Source organism: Pontibacter chinhatensis (assembly GCF_900113285.1).
GTDB lineage: Bacteria > Bacteroidota > Bacteroidia > Cytophagales > Hymenobacteraceae > Pontibacter > Pontibacter chinhatensis.
The window spans coordinates 373,606-394,045 of sequence record NZ_FOOT01000001.1; the positions used below are offsets into that span (position 1 = coordinate 373,606).

At 49.7% G+C, this 20,440-nt stretch carries 20 protein-coding genes; 12 read left to right on the forward strand and 8 right to left on the reverse strand.

Going from position 1 to position 20,440, the window contains the following annotated elements:
* The first annotated feature begins 9 nt into the window (after window positions 1–9).
* Entirely contained in the window at window positions 10–159 is a 150-nt protein-coding gene (locus BM040_RS21630) for a hypothetical protein (protein WP_170114054.1), read from the forward strand.
* 58 nt (window positions 160–217) lie between these two features.
* Here BM040_RS21630 and rnk read toward each other — a convergent pair whose 3' ends face one another.
* Entirely contained in the window at window positions 218–628 is a 411-nt protein-coding gene (rnk, locus tag BM040_RS01615) for a nucleoside diphosphate kinase regulator (RefSeq protein WP_092098356.1), read from the reverse strand.
* A gap of 1 nt (window position 629) precedes the next feature.
* Window positions 630–2,186: an FMN-binding glutamate synthase family protein gene (locus BM040_RS01620; protein WP_092098358.1), complete on the reverse strand. Its 1,557-nt coding sequence runs from the start codon at window positions 2,184–2,186 to the stop codon at window positions 630–632.
* A gap of 829 nt (window positions 2,187–3,015) precedes the next feature.
* Here BM040_RS01620 and BM040_RS01625 point away from each other — a divergent pair.
* Window positions 3,016–3,615, forward strand: coding sequence for a BamJ family beta-barrel-assembly machinery protein (locus tag BM040_RS01625; RefSeq protein WP_092098360.1), 600 nt, complete (start codon window positions 3,016–3,018; stop codon window positions 3,613–3,615).
* 87 nt (window positions 3,616–3,702) lie between these two features.
* On the opposite strand, the gene BM040_RS01630 is transcribed toward BM040_RS01625, so the two are convergent.
* On the reverse strand, window positions 3,703–4,182 hold the full coding sequence (locus BM040_RS01630) for a hypothetical protein (protein ID WP_139217739.1): 480 nt from the start codon (window positions 4,180–4,182) through the stop codon (window positions 3,703–3,705).
* Window positions 4,183–4,465: 283 nt separating this feature from the next.
* Here BM040_RS01630 and BM040_RS01635 point away from each other — a divergent pair, with 283 nt between their 5' ends.
* Complete coding sequence (locus BM040_RS01635) at window positions 4,466–5,890, forward strand: Glu/Leu/Phe/Val family dehydrogenase (RefSeq protein ID WP_092098364.1); 1,425 nt, start codon at window positions 4,466–4,468, stop codon at window positions 5,888–5,890.
* Here the strand turns inward: BM040_RS01635 and BM040_RS01640 are convergent.
* From BM040_RS01640 to BM040_RS01650, 3 genes are all read right to left on the reverse strand, one after another.
* Window positions 5,870–6,364 carry a hypothetical protein gene (locus tag BM040_RS01640; protein ID WP_092098366.1) on the reverse strand — a complete coding sequence of 165 codons (495 nt, stop codon included), beginning with the start codon at window positions 6,362–6,364 and terminating at the stop codon, window positions 5,870–5,872. The genes BM040_RS01635 and BM040_RS01640 overlap by 21 nt on opposite strands.
* Window positions 6,365–6,708: 344 nt before the next feature.
* Window positions 6,709–8,532 (reverse strand): M61 family metallopeptidase, encoded by a 1,824-nt coding sequence (locus tag BM040_RS01645; RefSeq protein WP_317040149.1) that lies wholly within the window; start codon window positions 8,530–8,532, stop codon window positions 6,709–6,711.
* Between the two features lie 82 nt (window positions 8,533–8,614).
* Window positions 8,615–9,034: a hypothetical protein gene (locus BM040_RS01650; protein WP_092098368.1), complete on the reverse strand. Its 420-nt coding sequence runs from the start codon at window positions 9,032–9,034 to the stop codon at window positions 8,615–8,617.
* Between the two features lie 267 nt (window positions 9,035–9,301).
* Between BM040_RS01650 and BM040_RS01655 the strand changes: the two genes are divergently transcribed.
* The 3 genes from BM040_RS01655 to BM040_RS01665 all read left to right on the forward strand — a co-directional run bounded on the left by BM040_RS01655 (window position 9,302) and on the right by BM040_RS01665 (window position 11,505).
* Entirely contained in the window at window positions 9,302–9,865 is a 564-nt protein-coding gene (locus BM040_RS01655; RefSeq protein ID WP_092098370.1) for a C40 family peptidase, read from the forward strand.
* Window positions 9,866–9,947: 82 nt separating this feature from the next.
* Window positions 9,948–10,322, forward strand: a complete 375-nt coding sequence (locus tag BM040_RS01660; protein WP_175490943.1) for a hypothetical protein — start codon at window positions 9,948–9,950, stop codon at window positions 10,320–10,322.
* A 751-nt stretch (window positions 10,323–11,073) separates the two neighbouring features.
* Window positions 11,074–11,505 (forward strand): DUF2147 domain-containing protein, encoded by a 432-nt coding sequence (locus BM040_RS01665; RefSeq protein ID WP_092098374.1) that lies wholly within the window; start codon window positions 11,074–11,076, stop codon window positions 11,503–11,505.
* Window positions 11,506–11,630: 125 nt separating this feature from the next.
* Here the strand turns inward: BM040_RS01665 and BM040_RS01670 are convergent, their stop codons facing one another.
* The gene (locus tag BM040_RS01670) at window positions 11,631–12,098 is read right to left on the reverse strand and encodes a hypothetical protein (RefSeq protein ID WP_092098376.1); all 468 of its coding nucleotides are present in this window, start codon (window positions 12,096–12,098) and stop codon (window positions 11,631–11,633) included.
* A 199-nt stretch (window positions 12,099–12,297) separates the two neighbouring features.
* Between BM040_RS01670 and BM040_RS01675 the strand changes: the two genes are divergently transcribed.
* Both BM040_RS01675 and BM040_RS01680 read left to right on the forward strand, forming a co-directional pair.
* Window positions 12,298–12,882: a hypothetical protein gene (locus tag BM040_RS01675; protein ID WP_092098378.1), complete on the forward strand. Its 585-nt coding sequence runs from the start codon at window positions 12,298–12,300 to the stop codon at window positions 12,880–12,882.
* A gap of 122 nt (window positions 12,883–13,004) precedes the next feature.
* A complete protein-coding gene (locus BM040_RS01680; protein ID WP_092098380.1) occupies window positions 13,005–15,560 on the forward strand; it encodes a T9SS type B sorting domain-containing protein in 2,556 nt (851 codons plus the stop codon).
* An 87-nt stretch (window positions 15,561–15,647) separates the two neighbouring features.
* Here the strand turns inward: BM040_RS01680 and BM040_RS01685 are convergent, their stop codons facing one another.
* A complete protein-coding gene (locus BM040_RS01685) occupies window positions 15,648–16,274 on the reverse strand; it encodes a cytochrome c oxidase subunit 3 (RefSeq protein WP_092099431.1) in 627 nt (208 codons plus the stop codon).
* Between the two features lie 265 nt (window positions 16,275–16,539).
* On the opposite strand from BM040_RS01685, the gene BM040_RS01690 reads away from it, so the two are divergent.
* From BM040_RS01690 to BM040_RS01705, 4 genes are all read left to right on the forward strand, one after another.
* Window positions 16,540–17,118 carry a hypothetical protein gene (locus BM040_RS01690; protein ID WP_139217740.1) on the forward strand — a complete coding sequence of 193 codons (579 nt, stop codon included), beginning with the start codon at window positions 16,540–16,542 and terminating at the stop codon, window positions 17,116–17,118.
* A 149-nt stretch (window positions 17,119–17,267) separates the two neighbouring features.
* Window positions 17,268–17,762, forward strand: a complete 495-nt coding sequence (locus tag BM040_RS01695) for a DUF4920 domain-containing protein (RefSeq protein WP_092098384.1) — start codon at window positions 17,268–17,270, stop codon at window positions 17,760–17,762.
* A gap of 68 nt (window positions 17,763–17,830) precedes the next feature.
* Window positions 17,831–18,457 carry an HD domain-containing protein gene (locus BM040_RS01700; protein WP_092098386.1) on the forward strand — a complete coding sequence of 209 codons (627 nt, stop codon included), beginning with the start codon at window positions 17,831–17,833 and terminating at the stop codon, window positions 18,455–18,457.
* Between the two features lie 59 nt (window positions 18,458–18,516).
* Window positions 18,517–20,373: a glycoside hydrolase family 13 protein gene (locus BM040_RS01705; protein WP_092098388.1), complete on the forward strand. Its 1,857-nt coding sequence runs from the start codon at window positions 18,517–18,519 to the stop codon at window positions 20,371–20,373.
* Window positions 20,374–20,440: the final 67 nt, after the last annotated feature.

A 20,440-nucleotide genomic window follows, 5' to 3' on the forward strand; every position in this document is an offset into this window, starting at 1 on the left:
AAGCATACTATGAACCAGTCAAAAGAAACTCCCCTACTGTTTTTGCTCGGAACAGCGCTACTGATAGGTGCGGCTGCTTACCTGCTCATCAGCTGTCAGTTCGACGAGGAGGATTTTGAGTTTGATACCTATGATGAAGACAGTGAGGATTACCTTTAAAAAAAGGCGCCCACTGCACACAGATGGTGCAGTGGGCGCCTTTCCCATAAAAGTCTGGTTATAGGGTATAATCGCCCGTGGCCTCTGGCTGGAACGTTACTTTTACCACTTTATACTTGATAGTGCCCGATGGTACGGGCCACTCTACCACATCCCCTTCTTTGCAGCCAATAATGGCCGTGCCTACAGGCGCGAACACAGAAATCTTACGGGAGTTGATGTCGGCGTCTTTCGGGTAGACAAGCGTCATCTCCAGCTCTCTGCCACCTTGCAGGTCCTGTAGCAGCACGCGGGAATTCATCGTGACTACGTTTGCAGGTATCTCCTCAGATGGTACACGTACAGCGCGTTTTAGTTCCTCTCCGAGTTTGCCGATGTTGGCAGGTACTCCGTTGCTTTGTCTCTGAATCTGAATCAGGTCTACAAGACGCTTATAGTCTTGTTCAGTTAGATAAATTGTGTTGTTCATATCAGTTGAGTACATAGTTTCTGCTGATGTCAGTATGTGTGCTGTTCTTAGAGAAGTATAACTCCTTAAAGCTCATGTTTCTGCCGTGCTCCACTCGCCTGAAAATCTTATCAGGAGAAATTCGACCAAGGCTGTCGAAACCACACGCTTCCATCACCTCTATAGTTGATTTAATGGTATTTCCATGGAAATTAGCCACCCGCACACGTTTGTCTGCCACATCAAGGCCCTGGTATAAGTTCTTGTCTTGTGTGGCTATACCCACAGGACAACGCCCAGAGTCGCAGTGCAAGGCCTGAATGCAGCCCAGCGCGAACATCATGCCGCGCGCACTGTAACAGATATCCGCACCCAACGATACCGCCTTAATAATATCTACCCCCGTAATAATCTTACCTGCCGCAACCAGCTTTATTTCCTCGCGAAGGCCATACTTGCGCAGGATTGTCTGAGCGAATGCCAGCGCATCGTACAAAGGCATACCTAAACTGTCGGTAAATTCCAGCGGGGCTGCACCGGTACCTCCTTCTGCACCGTCAATCGTAATAAAGTCCGGATAGATGCGGTTGTGCATCATCTCCTGGCAAAGACGCTCGAACTCCTGTTTGTTGCCTATACAAAGCTTAATGCCTATGGGCTTGCCCCCTGACAGAACACGCAGCTTCTCGATGAACAACAACATGGTAAACTGGTCGCTAAAAGCTGAGTGCCCCGGAGGGGATGCTACTGTAGTATACGGTTCTACCTTACGAATAGCAGCAATTTCCGGGGTGTTCTTTGCCCCAGGCAGAATACCGCCATGGCCAGGCTTGGCACCCTGAGAGAGCTTTATCTCCACCATCTTGATGTGTGGATGGGCCACCTGCTCTTGGAACAGGCTCTCGTCAAAATTACCGTTTTTGTCGCGACATCCAAAATAACCGGTACCTATCTGCCAAATAAGGTCGCCGCCCCCTTCAATATGGTAGGGGCTCACGCCGCCTTCGCCTGTATTATGCGCAAACTTACCCAGTTTGGCTCCGGCGCTCAGCGCCGTGATAGCCGTCTTGCTAAGTGAGCCGTAACTCATGGCCGAGATATTGTAAATACTGGCGCTATAGGGTTGCTTGCAACGGCTGCTACCCACCGTTACGCGCAGGTCATTGGCTTTTACATGAACCGGGAACATAGTGTGGGCTATCCACTCATACCCTACCTCCAGGCTGTTACTGTGCATCCCGAAAGGTACGGTTTCACGCACGTTCTTGGCACGTTGGTAAACAATAGACCGCTGGCGGCGGCTAAATGGCTTGCCGTCCGTGTCCGACTCAAAAAAGTATTGGCGGAACTCGGGGCGAATGCTCTCGAAAAAGTAACGCAGGTAGCCCAGCAGCGGGTAATTGCGCAGCAGCGAGTGCTTTGCCTGACGAATATTATATAAGAAAACCAGATGCAGCGGCACTATTAACAACAATAGCCATAGCATCTGCCTGTCGAAAACAGATAGAAAAAGCGCTACAAGATAAGCTCCTGTAAAGGCATACGTAAACGTGCGCCTGACGCTAATAGAAGTTGCCATAAAAATTTTAGGATAGGAAAAAGTTATAGTTTTGATCAGGTAAATCAGCGAAGTTGTTCATCCAGAATTACGCTCTGTGGGTGCAGAAGGCAATTCTGGAAAAATCAGCTGAAATCTTTAGGAGCGGTGTAGAAATAGAGACAGTAGCCATTGAGTTTATCACACAGCGCCATGTGGTGCGATGCCGACACCATTCCAGCGCCGGCATTGCGGTTTAAATTAAGGGTGATATGTGGCACAGGTGGCTGCATGGTACATTTTCAACTGCAAAGTTATGCGAATCTTTTTGATAAAAGCCAGCTAACCTACAGCATATATTTACGCGAACGAAGGCAGGATATATCACCCGCCTCTTTCCGCTATATTAACGAGAGTTAATATCTTAAAAGTTATATTCCAAATTTAAGGCAGATTTTATGCAAACCTTCCTTAAATCTATAACAAATAAGCAACCAAAACGCTTATTTTAGGGGTAACTTTCATTGTTGAAACCCGTTTGAAAGGGCATAAGTTCAACCCTTTACCCGACACCGTTATGAAGCAGTTAGCCTCAATTTCGTCCATGCTCCTGGTAGGTACCTCTATAGCGTTCTTTCTGAAAAGTTGGCTTAATCATCCAGACCTGAGAATAGACCTCGAAGACGAGGATTACCATATGTATTTATAAAATATCTGAGGAGAAACAAAGAGGCTACTTCATACTTCAGGAGTAGCCTCTTTGTTCATGCTACCTATAGCATCATGCTTTGGCAAAGGGCTGAAAAATGGTAGCTTTGCCATACTTATACTTTCATACTAAACCGCACCCTTGGTGCATAAACTATTACGAATGGATTTAAAAGAAAAGATCAGCTACATCATTGGCCGCGACATGGCCACCAACCTGAAAAAGCAAGGCATTGAGGTGGAGGCCGACGCATTTCTGAAAGGCCTTAAAGATGTACAGGCTGGCAACCCATCTTCGCTATCGCAGCAGGAAGTGCAGGAGGCCATGATGGCCCTGCAGCAGGAGATGGCGCAGAAGCAGAACGCAGCAGGAGCTGCCAACAAAAAAGCGGGTGAGGATTTTTTGGCTGAAAATAAAGGAAAAGAAGGCGTACAAACACTGCCAAGCGGACTGCAATACATGGTTATTAAAGAAGGTACAGGCAAGTCTCCTTCTGCCTCTGACACAGTAACCACCCACTACCACGGCACCCTCATCGACGGCACTACCTTCGACTCTTCCTATGACCGCGGACAGCCCGCTACGTTCCCGGTAAACGGCGTAATTGCTGGTTGGACAGAGGCGCTGCAGAAAATGAAGGAAGGCGCTAAGTGGAGGCTGTTTATCCCCTCAGAGCTGGCGTACGGTGCGCAGGGCGCGGGCGATGCGATTGCCCCTCACTCTACGCTGATTTTCGATGTGGAGCTTCTGCAGGTAAAATAAAGTATAGCTTACCTTATAATTAAAAGCCCGGGCTGTAGAACTACAGCCCGGGCTTTTAATTTATACATTTTATACTTTCCTGAGTGTTCAGGAGCCTGTCTTGAGCAGGTACATCTCGTTTAACCAGCGCTGTGCCTCCTGCGGGTACATAAAGTGGTGCATCACCATTAAGTTACCCTGCTGTATCAATTCATCCCCTGTCAACTCACTTACCAGGTCGTGCATCAGGAAAACAGGAAGCACAACCCCCACAAAAATATCATCCCCCACCAGCTGCAGCGCCTCCGGAAATACCTGCTCAAAAATCCAGCGCTGGTCGTCTCGGCGGATGGTGCTGCGCTTTTGCAGATCAAGTAACCACTTTACAGGCCTGAATCTGCGCACCTGCTCCAGAATTAGCTCATACCCACTCCTGAGTTCTTCCGAACTGATACTCCCCTCCCACTGAATCAGCAGCGTTTCATCGGAGCTATGATAGCACACCAAAAGCTTCTCTGTTCTGGCGAGTTCCTGCACTTCTTCTCCTGGTATAAAAATTCGGTTACCGTTACCCACTTTTCGATCCATGTATGTGTTGGCTGATGCATTAGGAAGAGCTTGTATGTAGAAGCTGGGATACAACAAGCTATGACTTAACATGGGTAAAGTTGTCTCTTTTTTATTTAAAAAGCAACCAATTTATATTCATTTAATATTATATATAATTAAACAAAACAACTTCTTTTTACAAGCCCCTCATATTCAGCTTCTCCTGTCTCAAGGTTTTTTCCCCTGATCTGCGTAAAACGAACAAATACCCGGAATAGACGTTCATAAACCATCTAACCATCATCCTATAAAAATCTAACGTATGGCAAGTACATCCAACGTAGGCAAACAATTTTTAGACAGTGTCCATCAGTATTTCGACCACGCTGCCAGCTTCACAAAGCTTCCTTCCGGTATTTTAGCCCAGATAAAGGCAACCAACAGCGTGTACAAAGTATCCTTCCCGGTTGAAATCGACGGCAATATTGAAGTGATTGAAGGTATACGTGTGCAGCACAGCCACCACAAGCTCCCCTCTAAAGGCGGCATCCGCTTTAGCATGCAGGTAGATGAAGACGAGGTGAAGGCACTGGCTGCGCTCATGACGTTTAAGTGCGCTGTGGTTGACGTGCCGTTCGGGGGCGCCAAGGGTGGCGTGAAGATAAACCCCAGAACCAGCTCCGTCAAAACACTGGAGAAAGTTACCCGCCGCTACGCTGCCGAACTCATTAAGAAGAACCTGATTGGCCCAGGCATGGACGTGCCTGCCCCCGACTATGGCACCGGTAGCCGTGAGATGGCCTGGATTGCCGATACCTACCAGGCTTTAAAGTATGGCGAAACAAATGCGCTGGGCTGCGTGACAGGCAAGCCGGTTGGTCAGGGAGGAATCAGGGGGCGTGCCGAGGCAACGGGGCTGGGAATTTACTACGGCATACGCGAGCTGCTGGCAGATACGGAAATGCTGCAGAACACTGGCTTGAGTGGCAATACGATGGAAGGCAAACGCATCATTGTGCAGGGGCTAGGGAATGTGGGCTACCATGCCGCCTACTTCTGCCAACAGGATGGCGCCGTGATTATAGGTATTGCAGAACGCGAAGGCGGCATCTACAACGACAACGGTATTGACGTGCAGGAAGCTTTTAAGCACCGCAGCGAAAATGGATCCATCCTCAACTTCAAAGACTGCAGGAATTATGAGAATTCAGAGGAAATGCTGGAGCTGGAGTGCGACATTCTGTTGCCAGCCGCTCTGGAGAACGTAATACACAGCGGAAATGCCGGCAGGATAAAAGCCAAAATCATAGCCGAAGGGGCAAACGGCCCTGTGACAAGGGAAGCGGAGGAGATTTTGCTTAAGAACAACGTTGTCCTCCTCCCCGACCTGTACCTGAATGCCGGGGGCGTTACGGTGTCCTACTTTGAGTGGCTGAAGAACCTGTCGAATGTGCGTTTTGGGCGTATGGGCAAACGCGCCGAAGAAGCCAGCTACCGCCGGCTCGTGAACGCGATTGAGACGAGCTCCGGAAAAAGCCTGACATCAAAAGAACGGGCCTTTTTAACGCAAGGGGCAGACGAAATCAGCCTGGTACGCTCAGGTCTGGAAGACACGATGATAAACGCCTACCATGAAATCCGGGATGTGATGATGCAGAAGAAAACGCAGGGCTTACGCACGGCCGCTTTCATAACGGCAATCGAGAAGGTAGGGGTAAGTTATGAGCTACTGGGAATTTTCCCGTGATGCAAGCACAGTAGAACCGCTGAGAAGGCCGGTATGGGGTGCAAGAAGTGCCTCATCCTGGCCTTTTCTTATATCAGAAAGCCACTGCAGCGCTTCCTGAAGCTTGGTAAAATAATTGAACTGGATGAAGTGCTGCTGCGGCAGCAAGGCAGGCACCTGGTAATTGGTGACAAGCGCCTTAAAGTGCTCATTATTGAAGACAACGGCGGCAAAAATTTCCCCTTGAATGCAGTCGTATACTTTAGGGTAAAACTCCTGGCTAAGCCACTCCTCCTGGTCCCGGTCGAGGGAACCTATCAGGGTTTGGTCGGTGCAGAAGTAGTAGGTCTGCCGGTTGCTGCATACGTACGCTAACGCGCGCAGGTAAGTATCCATCAGCTGACCTGTGTCCGGCTTGCGGAGCCACTGAATCAGCAGCACACTATCTTTTTGCCGGAAAGTGATGATTGCGCTTGTCGTCTGGTGTATCACCATAAACAGTTTAAACTTTGCGTATTAGCATTTCGAAATATACTTAACATTATATTAACAAACAAGCCCAGTCAACACAAAATAGTTAGAGGAAATTACTGCCTAATAGACACTTACAGCACTCTTAATATCAATCTTGATGTTCTAAGTACAATTCAAAAAACCAGCATTTTTTAGACTTAAGAGCTGTTGCCTTATAATGAGAAGCTCTGTAGTTATACTTTCTTTGCATACTTCTGGCATTAGCTTGGTTTTCCGAAATGCTATACTTACCAGGAAAGTATAGCAAAAAGTAAAGGCCGAAGTATAAACCCCGGCCTCTGCTGAAATTGTAAGTATACTTTAAATTAACTGTTGCTCAGGTTTAACCACTCCCTGAAAATCTTATCCTGCAGCGGCGTCGGGCTATCTACGCGTACAAACTGATATCGCACGCTTGTATCCTGAATGAGTTTGACCTGCAGTGTCTGCAGCTTTCCATCGCGGGATATAAGCACTTCGGCAATATCGCCTATGTTCATACTTCCGATCCGAAGCTCCAGGTCGTCTCCGGCACGGTAACCATTCAGGGCGATGATTTCATCGTTCACGTTCAAACCTCCGTCCCAGGCACTGCTGCCCCTGGAAACACCGCGAACTATCAGTTTACCGCCAGACATGGCCGTGGTAGCGCCCCAGTTAATGGCGACAGTCCCTTTGTTGGTATCAACTAACTGAAGACCTGCGGCTTCAAAATACTTGTTGTAGTCCGGCGTTTCTGTTCCGTAGACATACTTATTGAAGAAGTCATCCAGCTTGCGGCCAGCAATGCGCTCCACAGCCTCTTTAAACTCAGCCTCTTTGTATCCGCGGTTCAGCTTCTTGTAATACCGGTCATACATGTAGCGCATCACATCGTCCAGGCTCTTCTGCCCTTGTGTGGCGGCCATAATCTCCATGTTCAGCAGGCTTCCCAGCACCCCTCCTTTTGTATAGTAGGATACTTCTGCGTTATTCGAGTTTTCGTTGCGGCGGTAGTACTTAATCCATGCGTCGAAGCTCGACTCGGCTACCGACTGTATCTTGTTACCCGGCGTGTTCTCCACTGAGTTTATACTTCCGGCATGTATGCCCAGGTACCTTTCGGGTGAGTAGAACCCTGCGCGGCGCACCAGCAAGTCATCGTAGTAGCTTGTAATACCCTCAGACACCCACAGCTGGCGCGTATAGTTCTCGTTGTTATAATCGAAAGGGCCGAGTGGATCGGGACGGAGGCGCTTCACATTCCAGAGGTGGAAGTACTCGTGTGCCACCAGTGCCAGAAAGCCGTGGTAGCTGCTCTCGGTGCCGTAGTTCCAGCGCGAGGTTTGCAGTGTGGTAGAGTTAAGGTGCTCCAGGCCGCCGCCGCCACGCTCCAGGTTGTGCACGATGAATACGTACCTCTCCACAGGCAGCTCTCCCATCAGCTTAACAGCCTCCTCGATTACCTTCGTCATGTCGGCAATCAGCTTTTCAGGCTCATAGTTGCCTCCGCCGTACATGGCCAGTTCATGCGGAACCCCGGCGGCTGTAAACTCATACACCTCGTGCGTGCCGATTTCTATCGGAGAGTCAGCCAGGATATCATAGTTCGGGAAAGTATAAGTAAACTTGCCAACGCTCTTCAGCCCAGTAGAGACTTTATCCCAACCAATGAAGGGCTTTACCACAAGCGTTCCCTGCTGCTTCTCATAGCCCTCCGGATACATAAACATGCTGGTGCCATTCACGTAGCCATGGCTGGCGTCGAGGAAGCTGGTGCGCACACTCATTTCGAAGGCATACACGTTATACCTGGCCCGCACCATACTAGCTTTGTTACTGTACACGCGCCATGTGTTCTTATCTATTTTCTCGCTGCGCAAGGCTTTGCCGTTGCCGTCGGTAGCTGCAAAGCCCTCCACATTTTTAGGGAACTCGCGAACCAGGTACGACCCGGGTGCCCAGACAGGCATGGAAAAGTCAATGTAGTTTTTTCGTGCGCCGCTCAGTTCTGCCTCCACCTGAAAGTAGTGCGTATGCGGTTCCGGCATGGAGAGGGTATAGCGCAGCTCTGCCGCCAGGGCTTTAAAGCTGCTTCCTAAGCTAAGGAATAAAACAATTAAGAGAGAAAGTTTAACAGGATGTTGTTTGAGCATATTGGTGTCAGGCATGATTTTGAATGAACAGGCATTTTACGATAAATAGCCTTTTTTTCAAAATAGCCTTGCAAACATCCAGCTGTGAAGAGGCAAACTAGGCCAGATGAGGAGCCTTTGTATTAAGCCAGTTGTCTGCCTCTTCCAAATCAAAGAAGTTCTTCATGATAATGACTTCGTTATAGCTTCTTAAGCCATACTTTCCTGCTTCATGAAGCAGCAGGTTATAGCATTTCTCAGATAATACCATGGCCACATAATTACCTGCACCAAGCTTTGCCATAATACTCGGAAAGAAGTACCGGTGAAGCCACTCCTCTTCCTTCTCATCCAATTCTCCAATCTCACGCAGATCCAGAAGCCACAACTTTATGTGGTGTTTCTCGGCACATTCCAACGCTGCCATCAGCCCCTCCCTAAACTCACTGGATACTAACGCACTAAGGCATGTCATGTAAAGCTTTTTAAGTGCCCCATCGCAGTCTATCACCAAAGAGTTTGCTTTGTAAAGTCTCATTCTGATAAGTATAAATCGGCACGTCAAAGTTAGTAAATTATAATTAAATACAACTATTATTATAATTGACTGCTATACTTATAGGGTTCATACTTTGTAGAGGTGCATTTTTTGCGTCCTAACGAAGAAACTTTGAGGGTAGAACTTTTAGCTGCGGCCTTTATGTTTCTGTAAGTAACAGTGTTAAAGCTTAACATCATGAAAGGCTTGAGGTAAAACTGGCATGGTGTTTTCTTAGTTACTGGTACGCATCAACAAATAACCGCTATGAAAAAAACTGTTTTGATCCTGCTCTCCCCGGTAGTACTGCTCATTCTTCTTCTGGTATTTGTACCCCAGCATTTTGTCCATTCCGGTTCTGAGGGAAGAGTTGACTATAGCCAACCAATAGTGCTAACCACTGCATCTGTTGAAACCCCACCTGTTGCTGAGACAGAAGAAGCAGAAACAGCACCGCGCTTGATAGATTATGCCCTCACCCTGATGGGCACCCCATATGTATGGGCAGGCGAGACGCCTGAAGGCTTCGATTGCTCCGGCTTTATCACGCACGTATATGATGAGTTTGACGTAAAGCTTCCCCATTCTTCCCGCATGCAGGCAGAGGAAGGTGCGCAGGTATCCCGCAGCGAGGCACAACCCGGCGACTTGGTAATTTTTACTGGCACTAATCCGCAGGTACGGGAGCCAGGCCATGTGGGCATCGTTATCTCACAGCCCGGCGACACCATTGAGTTCGTGCACTCTTCATCCAATGGAGGCGTTAAAATAAGCCAGGTGGAGGGAAGTGGCTATGAAGGACGCTTTCTGCAGGTGCGCCGTGTACTGTAGGCAAGTATAACTCTTAAGGGTTTTCACGTACAACCATGCAAACAGGGGCACAGTGCCTCTGTTGAAGTATAACTCTGTGAGTATGGTACATCCTTATGTAGTTAATTTCCTTAATGCACTGGTTCTTATAACAGCCGGGCTAATTTTATACTTTCATGATCCGGCCAGGCCCCCTTCTGCCCTGATGGCGACTTTCTTTGGTGTTTTGCTGCTGGCCTGTACGTACCACCTGCGCAAGCACAACCGCTTTGTATCACATACCGTTACGGCGCTTACGTTGCTGACCGGCTTGCTTATGCTGTGGCAGATAGACCCTGAATTATTCTCCTGGAACCTGCATTATACCCTCCTGTTGCTGATGGCCCTGTGTTGCTTTATTGCCGCTGCCTTTTATGTTGGATCTTTTATACAAGAAAGACGCCTGCGCAACAACAGCATCTATAAAGATGACCTTTAGAAGTTTGAGAGTTGAGGAGTTAGAGAGTTTAGGCGTTAAAAGATTGAGTATGGAGTGCATACTTTTCTACTCCATCAAATGATAGACTCTTTACTGACTGGTATAAATTCTTGCTGGTGTAAACTTCAGCCAATGTCAGCTGTTGGACTTGAAAGCCATAAAAAAAGAAACACCTGATGTAGCCCGTCAAGTTACACCAGGTGTTTCAGAATCCTTCAATTTCTCAGTAAGCGGTGCCCTGTTTTTCAGTTTACCATCTCTTAAGAAGACCAAAGGTAAATCGCTATCTGCGTAAGCAGTAGCTCGTACTGCTTACTAAGCCAGTTCACCTTTTACGTGAACATTATTACCTTGGCTTACTAAGACGACCGATGGATTAGACATAGCACCTCCTTTCTCTTTAGTCCGACATAAACCTCTAGCCGCCGCTGCGCTACGTGAGCCAGTTTTGGCTGGAAGGCCGTGGCACTCGCCACTCACTTGCATATAAAGATAAAAAAACGATTAAAAGTTCACAATGTTAGGCTTAGAACTTTAGTCATTGTGGTTCACCTGTACCATTGCCCTTAGCAGGTGCACTACAACCGTCTGACAGACAATCCTATGGGAAGCCTGTGCCTGTCCTAGATTAGGCAATTAAATTTTTCAAAATCTACCAAAACACCCGCCTATTTTTTCTAATCCACAGAAGCATCAGGATAGATAATTTTTGCTATATTACATTGCAAACGAACAAACAAATCCGAATTAAATGAAAAAGCACCTCCTAACCCTGGTAATGCTCCTGTTCCTCAGCTCCGCCGCGTGGGCACAGAGCCTGTCGCCTATCGGTATCTGGACAAATGAAGAAGGAAAGGCGAAGTTTGAGATCTACAAATGTGGGGACAAGCTGTGTGGCAAGATCGTGTCGCTGAAAGAGCCGCTGCGCAATGGAAAACCAAAGCTGGACGAGAACAACCCTGATAAAAAATTGCGCACTAAACCCCTGATCGGGCTCCCTTTCATGAAAGGTTTTGAGTATGATGGGGATAATAAATGGGATGAGGGTACTATCTACGACCCGGAAAGCGGCAAGACCTATAGCTGCTACATGAAAATGGTGAGCAAAGACAAGATGGAGGTAAAAGGCTACATCGGCATTTCACTTATCGGCCGAACCCAACACTGGACGCGCGTAGAGTAACATAAAAAGTATAAAAAGCAAAAGGGTTAGCTAGGCAGCTAACCCTTTTTATTAACCCTTTACCAGCCTTTTAACTGCAAAAAGGCGTTGGAGGTTTTCGATGTTTGCGTAAAAATTAGTACAATCTAGAATACCTGCAATATTTTATAGGTTTTATCTCTAAAGCTAAAGGTTTCTCCCGCTGTTTTCCCCATCATAGCCTTAAATACAGGCGACATACCAGAAATGGCATAGTACGACTCCCCATCCAGCTTTATCTCACCCAGGCTCACGCCAATAAAGTAGTTCTGCAGCTCGGTAATCACCACAGCACCTAACGATACATCCTGGTTGGCCTTAGTGGCGTTTATGCGGCGCAGCACACTCTGCACGGTAATCAGTTCGTCCAACTGGCGCGCATACATGTCGCGCTGGATCTGGCAGTTTTCCCGGAACGACTCAAATTTATCCTCCATAGATCCCTGGTGGTCGTTCGCACTCTCCTGTGCCTCATCCATCGCGTCCTTCGCAGCCTTAATCTGCGCGTTCAGCAGCTTGTTACTCTCCTGTAGCAGCCGCTTCTTAGTTTCAAGTTCTTGTGTCAGTATTTCCATTGGGTTTCTGGGTTTACAGCAGATGGTTACCCCATACGGTAGAGGGCCAGGCAGCACCATACCACTGTCCGTTAATCGTTAATTAAGGCATTTTATTGTTACAATAGCGTATCAGTTTCCGGTTTTCTACAAAACCAGTCAGAGGTGGCAGACAAAAAACTATTTATGCTGATCTATGTTTATGAGATAAAATATTCAGATGCCATTTAACGATTTTTTTAAGCGTTTGTTGGGTCGCGGAAAGAAATTGATTCGGTGTAGCGCCACTGAGCGCTCAGCCCGGTTTCAGGCAAGCTACCGGAACTGGCTCCAGCACCAGACATACCTTTCCTGGACGGGGCCATTTTTTACAGCCTACCATTACGAGAAGGCCGGCTTGCCTACGCCTTTCCAGGTGGAGCTGCTTTGCTCCGACAGCCTTAAGGGAGTTGTTCTTTTCTATGACGAACGTATTGGGGCCGACAATTTCACCTTTCTGTTTGAGCTCCTGAAGGACCGCGTCCAACAACAGGGCTATACTTTGCGGAGCGGCAACAAGCTGGAGTGCAAGGAGCAACATATAGAGAAGCTGCTGCTTGTGCCACTACCCGAGGACGTACCGGGTACCAACCTCTGCAACCAGCGCTACGGCAACGTCCTGCTGGACTACATGCATGTACACCATAAACCTGATTATATCCGGCTTGTCGTGAACACTTACCAGGATCCCCTTTTTTCGCGGCCATCTTCTTTTGAGGAGCTATTGGAGAAGGTACTGAGGCCAGAGGAAGAGCGGCAAAAATAAAAACAGGGGGCAAAGCAACAGCATAAGGCAGGCGCAAGTATACTATTCTGATAACAAGTATAAATATTTGTTATAACAGATAATATACAAGCTGGAATCATACCATACCACAAGCCAGGCCTATGCAGCGATGTCTACTCCCTCTCCTGCTTTTCCTATTATGCGCCGTCGCCTTCCCAGCCCGGGCCACGCATATTGTGGGTGGTGAATTCGAACTGCAGCACCTCAGTGGGTACAACTATAAGCTCAGCTTAAATTTATACTTTGATGTGGTGAATGGAAGTGTCGGGGCCAGAGACGGCTATGTTTCGGTGAACTTCTTCAGCAAAACAACCAACCGCAATGTCGGCCGCGTCACCCTTAACCTTGCCTCCAGCGCGCGCGTGCCCTACACCAATATTGATTGCACCGTTGGCGAGTTGGTGACGGATAAGATCATCTATAACTCTAACGTATACCTCGACCCCAGCATCTTTAACGAACCAGGCGGGTACTACATTACCTGGGAGCGCTGCTGCCGTAACCGCACCATCAATAACATAGTACGTCCGGAGGATGCCGCCCAGGTGTTTTATATGGAGATGCCACCTGTCGTAAAAAACGGTGTATTCTTCCAGAATTCATCTCCTATCCTTTTCCCGCCGCTCAGCGACTATGCCTGTGTGGGTGAGATGTTTTACTTCGAGTTCAACGGCACAGACCCTGATGGCGACTCGCTGGTATATGATATGGTCACGCCGCTGAATGGCTACACCAACGCTAACCTGCCGGCTTATTATAATCTAAACACCTTTCCGCCAGTTTACTTTAACAACCCTATGCCCTCGCCCTACCCTACTATAGCATGGCAGGCGGGCTACAACACCACCAACCAGATTCCGGGGGCACCGGCCATCAACATTGAGGCTACTACCGGCATGCTGACGATGCGCCCGGCACAAAAGGGGCTTTACGTGTTTGGGGTGCGGGTGCAGGAGTACCGGAATGGGGTGAAGCTGGGCGAGGTGCGGCGTGATTTTCAGGTGCTCGTGCTGGACTGCCCGCGTAACCAAACCCCCAATGTGGTTGTGCAGCAGCAAGGTCAGCGAAGCCTGTACAAAGAGGGGCAGGTGCTGCGTATCAGCGCTAGCGACACCGAGCGCTGCCTCAACATCAAATTCACTGACCCGGACCTAAGCGAGTATGTGGAATTGCGGGCCCGACCCATCAACTTCCCGGCATCGAGCTATACTTTCAATGGCACTACCAAAGGCATTATCAACCAGGGAACCGCGCAAGACACGCTGAGCGCCACGGTCTGCTTTACAGACTGCTTCAACACGGAGGGGAAAGTATACCAGATGGAGTTTATCGTAAAAGACGATGGGTGCAGCCTTCCCCGCCAGGACACGGTGCGCGTGAGCTTTGTGATTGACCCGCTTCCCGACGCGCCTCCTGCTGTATCGCTCTCCACCAACCGGCGCGTGTTCGAGGTAGAGCAGGGCGATGTGCTGAACTTTGATGTACTGGGGATTGACCCGGATAAGGACGAGGTATTTCTAACTGCCGAAGGCGTCGATTTTGATCTGGGCTCGCAGCAAATAAGCTTTACCCCCGGAAGCGGCATCGGGCAGGTATCCTCCCCCTTCTCCTGGGAAATAAACTGCGAAACACTAAAAAAGGAAAGTTATACTTTGGATTTTGTCGTCAGAAGCAGTGTTTGTGAGCAGGAGCTGATCCGTAAGGAAACAATTGAGGTCAGGCCCCGATCCAACAACAACCAGCCAACCCTTACCTCGGATCAACAAGAAAACACCATCGAGCTAGAAGTCGGCCAGCCTTTTACGGCAAACCTGCTTGGCAAAGACGTCGATCTAGACATGCTCGCCCTGTCGGCAAGTATAGAGGGGTTTACGTTGGAGCAGTTCGGCATGCTGTTTAACAGTAATGGAGGTGCCGGAACGGCCGATGGCGTTTTTACCTGGACGCCCACCTGCGAGGCTTTCCAGAACAACAACCTGCGCGTGAAGTTTATACTTAACGAGGACGCCTGCGACGCATCCCCGGATAAGGAGCTGACGCTGGAATTTGTGATAAAAGCGCCTAACACGCCTCCCACACTCACCTCCGACCAGGCGGCTGCCGTTTATAGCCTGAAGCTGAACGATGCTTTTGAAGCCAACCTGGATGGGCTGGACCTGGACCTGAACAACCTGGTGCTATCGGCTGAGGGAGATGGCTTTAACCTGACAGACTATGGCATGCAGTTCACCGCCACCGGCGGGACGGGTGAAGCCAAGGGGAAATTTACCTGGGTAGCCAATTGCCCGGCTGCCCTACAGGAAGTAGTACGGGTACATTTTATACTTCAGGAGGACGCCTGCGATCCAAATCCGCAGCGCCTGACGATGGAATTCCATGTGGAGGCGCCTAAGATTGGGGATTATGTACCGCCCAATATCTTTACCCCGAATGGCGACGGCAAAAACGACTTCTTCTACATTCCGAACCTGCCGCCGGAGTTCTGCACCGCTACCTTCAGCAGTATAAAGATTTACAACCGTTGGGGCAAGGAAGTGTTTCGCAGCCAGGACAGCGGCTTCAGGTGGGATGGTTACGGGGTGAACGACGGCGTCTACTTTTACGTGCTCGACTACGGCACCACTACCTACAAGGGCAGCGTGACGGTTGTGCGCTAAAGTATAAAAATTGGCTATCCCCCGCCTCATTTATACTTTACAGGTATTAATGTTTACTTTAAAAGAGCGCCCTGAATGCTTTATACTTCAGGACATAAAGAGAAGCACCAGGTACAAGCCCAGCCACAGAAAATCGAGGAAATGCCAGTAGCTTCGGAGCATGGTGAGCTGCAGCCGTCGGAACGGGTCGCGGATAAAAACCAGGCTGCGCACAGCGTCGCTGTTCACATAAATCGTTTTAAACACCATGAACGACAGGAAAATGATACCTCCTGTCAGGTGCAGGATATGAAGGGCCGAGATAAGGTAAAGGTACGTGCCTGAGGATTTTCCGGAGAAGTAGACCCCGCTTCGGCTCATCTCGTTCCAGCCAATAAACTGTGCGCCGATAAAGAGCAGGCCCAGTGCCAGGGTAATGCCCAGGTAGCGGGCCATTTTCTTTAGCTTCTCCTGCTTGTAGAGCCGCGGCACCCTGGAGATAGTATAACTGCTGAAGAGAAGAATAACGGTGCTGACACTAAAAAACTTGGGCAACTCGAACTGCGCCTGCGGAAAACCTCCCGTGCGCGCAAAGGCAACTACCAGCACAAAGAACAGCACGCCAATCCCCACCATGCTCAGGTACAGCAACATCCGGATAGGATGCATCCTGTCAATCCGCTTGAAGCCTGACCGCTGCTTATGGTTTACCTGATTTTTCTTATCCTGATTCATCCTGTGCTCCTTTTTCCTGTGCTCAGAAAGCAGGCCCTGCTCCTCTGCCTGTTGCACACACTACATGTAGTAATTTATACTTTCACTCCCATGTTATAGTTTTGGAAAAACCGTATAATTTGGTCGTAGCGGGCCTTTTCTATAACAACTCCCTCGCTTTTTATTTGTTGTACTGATTTCCGCAGGAAAAGTATGGTATTACCAGCCACCCTTGCCAGGCAGTTTGCGTTAGTACAGGTATTCATTCACCTATCAACGAGACTCTATGACGATAAAACTACGACTTCTGTATCTGCTGTTATTGCCCCTATTCTGCTTTACGACGGAGGCTAACGCCCAGCGAAACCGGTCTCCCTACACCGGCAGCAACCGGATACTGCTGACGCTGGACGGAAGCGATGCCCGCTACGAATTCATGTCGGACCAGGTGCTGGTGCGCTATAACCGTGAATTGCAACAACTCGAATGTATCCTGCCGGTCGAAACACTGCTTCCCCTGCAGGATTCCATCCCCCGGAATATGGCGTACGAGGTGCTGTACGGCGCCCGCTACCCGCAGCTCTTCATCACGATGGCTGCCCCCGTGCAGCAGATAAACGCGGGGAACCTGAGCCCGGAAACAGTGCCGAGAAAAGTGGAAGTACGGCTGCAGAACACGACCCGGAACCTGCAGGTGCCAGTCACATTCTCACCGGAGAGTACCTCTTTATACTTTACGGCCACCCTCGACCTGCAAATGGAAGACTTCCAGGCCTCGCTCCCTGTCGCCTACCTCCCGCTGCTCACAGGCCGGTTCACCATTACCATTGACCGCGCGCGTTGGGTTGAGCTGACGTCCAGGTAGCCTATCCTGATTGATTATTAATCACTTAACAAAGTATACTTACAGTAATATATTACCCATATATCCCGGATTATGCACATTATTTGATGCTATTTGCCTATATGGCACTTATCCCTATATTTGTAACTCCATCAACATAAACCCCTTCCATGAAAAAAGCTACGCTAGTATTTTTCCTTGCCGCAGCCACCTTTGCCTGCAGCCAGTCAACCACCGATACGGAGACCGCCACAGAGGCAACCACTGCAGAAGCCGGCGCTACTTATGGTGCCCCGTTTGCGGAAGAAAATGTGATACCCGTGTCAGCCCTAGAAGCCACATTGGCCGATAAGGACTCGGTGCAAGCCACCGTGGCTGCCGAAATAGAGAAAAGCTGCCAGAAAAAAGGGTGCTGGATGGACGTGAAGCTGGACGATGGCTCTCAAATGAAAGTAACGTTCCGGGATTACGGGTTCTTTGTGCCCACCACAAACCTGGAAGGCCGCCAAATAGTGTTTACCGGTACAGCCAAGAAAGAAGTAGTTTCCGTGGATGACCTTCGCCACTTCGCCGAGGACGCCGGAAAATCAGAAGAGGAGATTGCCGCCATCACCGAGCCGCGCGAGGAGCTGCGCTTTGTGGCAGATGGTGTGATTTTTAAGTAATACCGGATTTATACTTCAGCAGGCTACCGGAGACAGTAGCCTGCTTTGTTTTTAACAAGTAGCCAAGTATGCCAGACCTATACCAGCTATGGCTCCGCCTTACTTCCGGTTATACTCCTGATTGCGAGCTTCAGGAAGAGCTGTGGCAGGAGTTGGTGCAGCTTTATACTTCCCCAGGCCGGCACTACCATACATTATCCCATCTCCAAAAGCTGTTTCAGCTCACTTTGGAGCAGCTGCCCCATATAGCGCAGCCCCGCGCTTTTCAGTTTGCCATTTTCTACCACGATGCAATTTACGACCCTACCCGCCAGGATAACGAGGCGCAAAGTGCAGCGCTTGCAAGTACAAGGCTGCCAGAAATAGGCGTGCCTGCTGCTGAAGTAGAACTCGTTTCGCAACTGATTCTGGCCACCAGGGAGCATCTACCACAACCCTTGCCCGACGCCAACCTCCTGCTTGATTTTGACCTGGCCATACTTGGCGCTTCCTGGGAGCAGTACCAAAAGTATAGCCAGCAGATACGGGAAGAGTACCGTATGTACCCGGACGCTACTAACCGGCTGGGGCGCAAGCAGGTGCTGCAGCATTTCCTGTCGCGGGAGCACATTTACCACACGCCGCTCATGCGCGGGCAGCTGGAGCAGCAGGCCCGGCAAAACCTAAAACAAGAAATGCGCATGTTGGAGGGATAAAAGTATTCTTTGCGGGCTATGTAAGTATAAATGTACGCCACTTCCTAAGCTTTATACTTATGCACCGGTACAAACACTGTATACTGTTCCTGTTCCTCGGCCTGCTGCAGCTAAACGCCTTTGCGCAGGCACAAAAACTCCGGGTAGAGCCCGCCTTCTGGTGGGCAGGTATGAAAGACCCGAGCCTCCAACTCATGCTCCATGGGGCCAATATCAGCGCCCTGACGCCTGTCATCAAACATGAGGGGGTAATACTTAAAGATGTTGTGAAGGTTAAAAGCCCTAACTACCTGTTCCTGACGCTGGACATGAGCAAGGCAAAGCCAGGTAAGTTTGCCCTTCAGCTGAAGCAGGGCAACAAAACCGTGCACCGTTATACCTATGAGGTAAAGCAACGGGAGCCTAACTCCGCCAACCGGCAGGGCTTTAACACCTCGGACGTTATCTACCTTATCACGCCTGACCGCTTCGCCAACGGCGACACCAAGAACGATAACGTGAAGGGCATGACAGAGCAGATTAATCGCTACGATAAAAGCGGCCGCCACGGCGGAGACATCGCCGGAATTATCCAGCACCTCGATTATATCAAGGACATGGGCTTTACGGCGCTCTGGATAAACCCGCTGCTGGAAAACAACCAGACCAAAACCTCCTACCACGGCTACTCCACCACCGACTACTACCAGGTGGACCCGCGTTTTGGTAGCAACGAACAGTATGTAGAACTATCGAAACTGGCCAAGCAGCAAGGTATAAAACTAGTGATGGACATGATCCTCAACCACATCGGCTCCGAGCACTGGTGGATGAAGGACCTGCCCACAGACGATTGGCTTAACTATCAGCATACGTACAAGGAAACCAACCACCGCCGCGAGGCGATTCAGGATCCTTATGCCGCAGCATACGACCGCGACCTATTCAACGACGGTTGGTTTGTGCCCAGCATGCCCGACCTGAACCAGCGCAACGGATTGCTGGCCACCTACCTGATCCAGAACACCCTCTGGTGGATTGAGTACGCGGACCTGGGCGGCATCCGGATGGATACTTACTCCTACCCCGATCCGGCCTTCATGAGCGAGTGGACACGCCGTGTGATGGAAGAATATCCGAACTTTAACGTGGTGGGCGAAGAGTGGTCGCTGAACCCGGCCATTGTGGCTTACTGGCAACGGGGAAAGCAAAACCCGAACGGCTATACTTCGTACCTGCCCAGCCTTATGGACTTCCCGATACAGGCGGCTTTAACCACCGCCCTGCGCGACGATGAGAGCGGTTGGGATACCGGCTGGCTGCACCTCTACAATGTGCTGGCCACGGATTTCCTCTACGCCGACCCGCAAAACCTGGTGGTCTTCCCCGATAACCACGACATGGACCGCATCTACACGCAACTGAACCAGGACGCTGCCCTGACCAAACTGGCGCTGGCTTACATACTCACCACGCGTGGCATCCCGCAGATCTACTACGGCACCGAAATTCTCATGCATAATGATCAGCCCGGCGACCACGGCATCATCCGCACGGATTTTCAGGGGGGCTGGCCCGGCGACAAAGTGAACGCCTTCACGGGGCAAGGGCTCACCAAAGAGCAGCTGGATATGCAGCAATTCACCAAAAGGCTTCTGAACTGGCGCAAAACGTCGGGGGCCGTGCACCAAGGCAAGCTGACGCACTACGCTCCTTACAAGGGGGTGTATGTATACTTCCGGGAGCAGGGCGATGAGAAGGTGATGGTCATCCTGAACAAGAACGAAAAGCCTTACGAGCTGGAGCTGGCGAAATTCGCACCCCAACTGAAAAGTATAAAACAGGGAACAGACGTACTTACCGGCCAGACCTACAACCTGGGCCAGCCGAAAGTAAGCCTTCCCCCTAAGGCACCGCTGATTTTGGAGCTTAAATAACTTAGAAAGGTCAGCACCCGGTTTGCATTCCGGGTGCTGTTTTTTTATACTTGTTCCATTCAGCTTT

Coding starts and splice junctions, on each gene's coding strand:
- BM040_RS21630 (WP_170114054.1), top strand. CDS start 10: ATGAACCAGTCAAAAGAAACTCCCCTACTGTTTTTGCTCGGAACAGCG.
- rnk (WP_092098356.1), bottom strand. CDS start 628: ATGAACAACACAATTTATCTAACTGAACAAGACTATAAGCGTCTTGTA.
- BM040_RS01620 (WP_092098358.1), bottom strand. CDS start 2,186: ATGGCAACTTCTATTAGCGTCAGGCGCACGTTTACGTATGCCTTTACA.
- BM040_RS01625 (WP_092098360.1), top strand. CDS start 3,016: ATGGATTTAAAAGAAAAGATCAGCTACATCATTGGCCGCGACATGGCC.
- BM040_RS01630 (WP_139217739.1), bottom strand. CDS start 4,182: ATGGATCGAAAAGTGGGTAACGGTAACCGAATTTTTATACCAGGAGAA.
- BM040_RS01635 (WP_092098364.1), top strand. CDS start 4,466: ATGGCAAGTACATCCAACGTAGGCAAACAATTTTTAGACAGTGTCCAT.
- BM040_RS01640 (WP_092098366.1), bottom strand. CDS start 6,364: ATGGTGATACACCAGACGACAAGCGCAATCATCACTTTCCGGCAAAAA.
- BM040_RS01645 (WP_317040149.1), bottom strand. CDS start 8,532: ATGCCTGACACCAATATGCTCAAACAACATCCTGTTAAACTTTCTCTC.
- BM040_RS01650 (WP_092098368.1), bottom strand. CDS start 9,034: ATGAGACTTTACAAAGCAAACTCTTTGGTGATAGACTGCGATGGGGCA.
- BM040_RS01655 (WP_092098370.1), top strand. CDS start 9,302: ATGAAAAAAACTGTTTTGATCCTGCTCTCCCCGGTAGTACTGCTCATT.
- BM040_RS01660 (WP_175490943.1), top strand. CDS start 9,948: ATGGTACATCCTTATGTAGTTAATTTCCTTAATGCACTGGTTCTTATA.
- BM040_RS01665 (WP_092098374.1), top strand. CDS start 11,074: ATGAAAAAGCACCTCCTAACCCTGGTAATGCTCCTGTTCCTCAGCTCC.
- BM040_RS01670 (WP_092098376.1), bottom strand. CDS start 12,098: ATGGAAATACTGACACAAGAACTTGAAACTAAGAAGCGGCTGCTACAG.
- BM040_RS01675 (WP_092098378.1), top strand. CDS start 12,298: ATGCCATTTAACGATTTTTTTAAGCGTTTGTTGGGTCGCGGAAAGAAA.
- BM040_RS01680 (WP_092098380.1), top strand. CDS start 13,005: ATGCAGCGATGTCTACTCCCTCTCCTGCTTTTCCTATTATGCGCCGTC.
- BM040_RS01685 (WP_092099431.1), bottom strand. CDS start 16,274: ATGAATCAGGATAAGAAAAATCAGGTAAACCATAAGCAGCGGTCAGGC.
- BM040_RS01690 (WP_139217740.1), top strand. CDS start 16,540: ATGACGATAAAACTACGACTTCTGTATCTGCTGTTATTGCCCCTATTC.
- BM040_RS01695 (WP_092098384.1), top strand. CDS start 17,268: ATGAAAAAAGCTACGCTAGTATTTTTCCTTGCCGCAGCCACCTTTGCC.
- BM040_RS01700 (WP_092098386.1), top strand. CDS start 17,831: ATGCCAGACCTATACCAGCTATGGCTCCGCCTTACTTCCGGTTATACT.
- BM040_RS01705 (WP_092098388.1), top strand. CDS start 18,517: ATGCACCGGTACAAACACTGTATACTGTTCCTGTTCCTCGGCCTGCTG.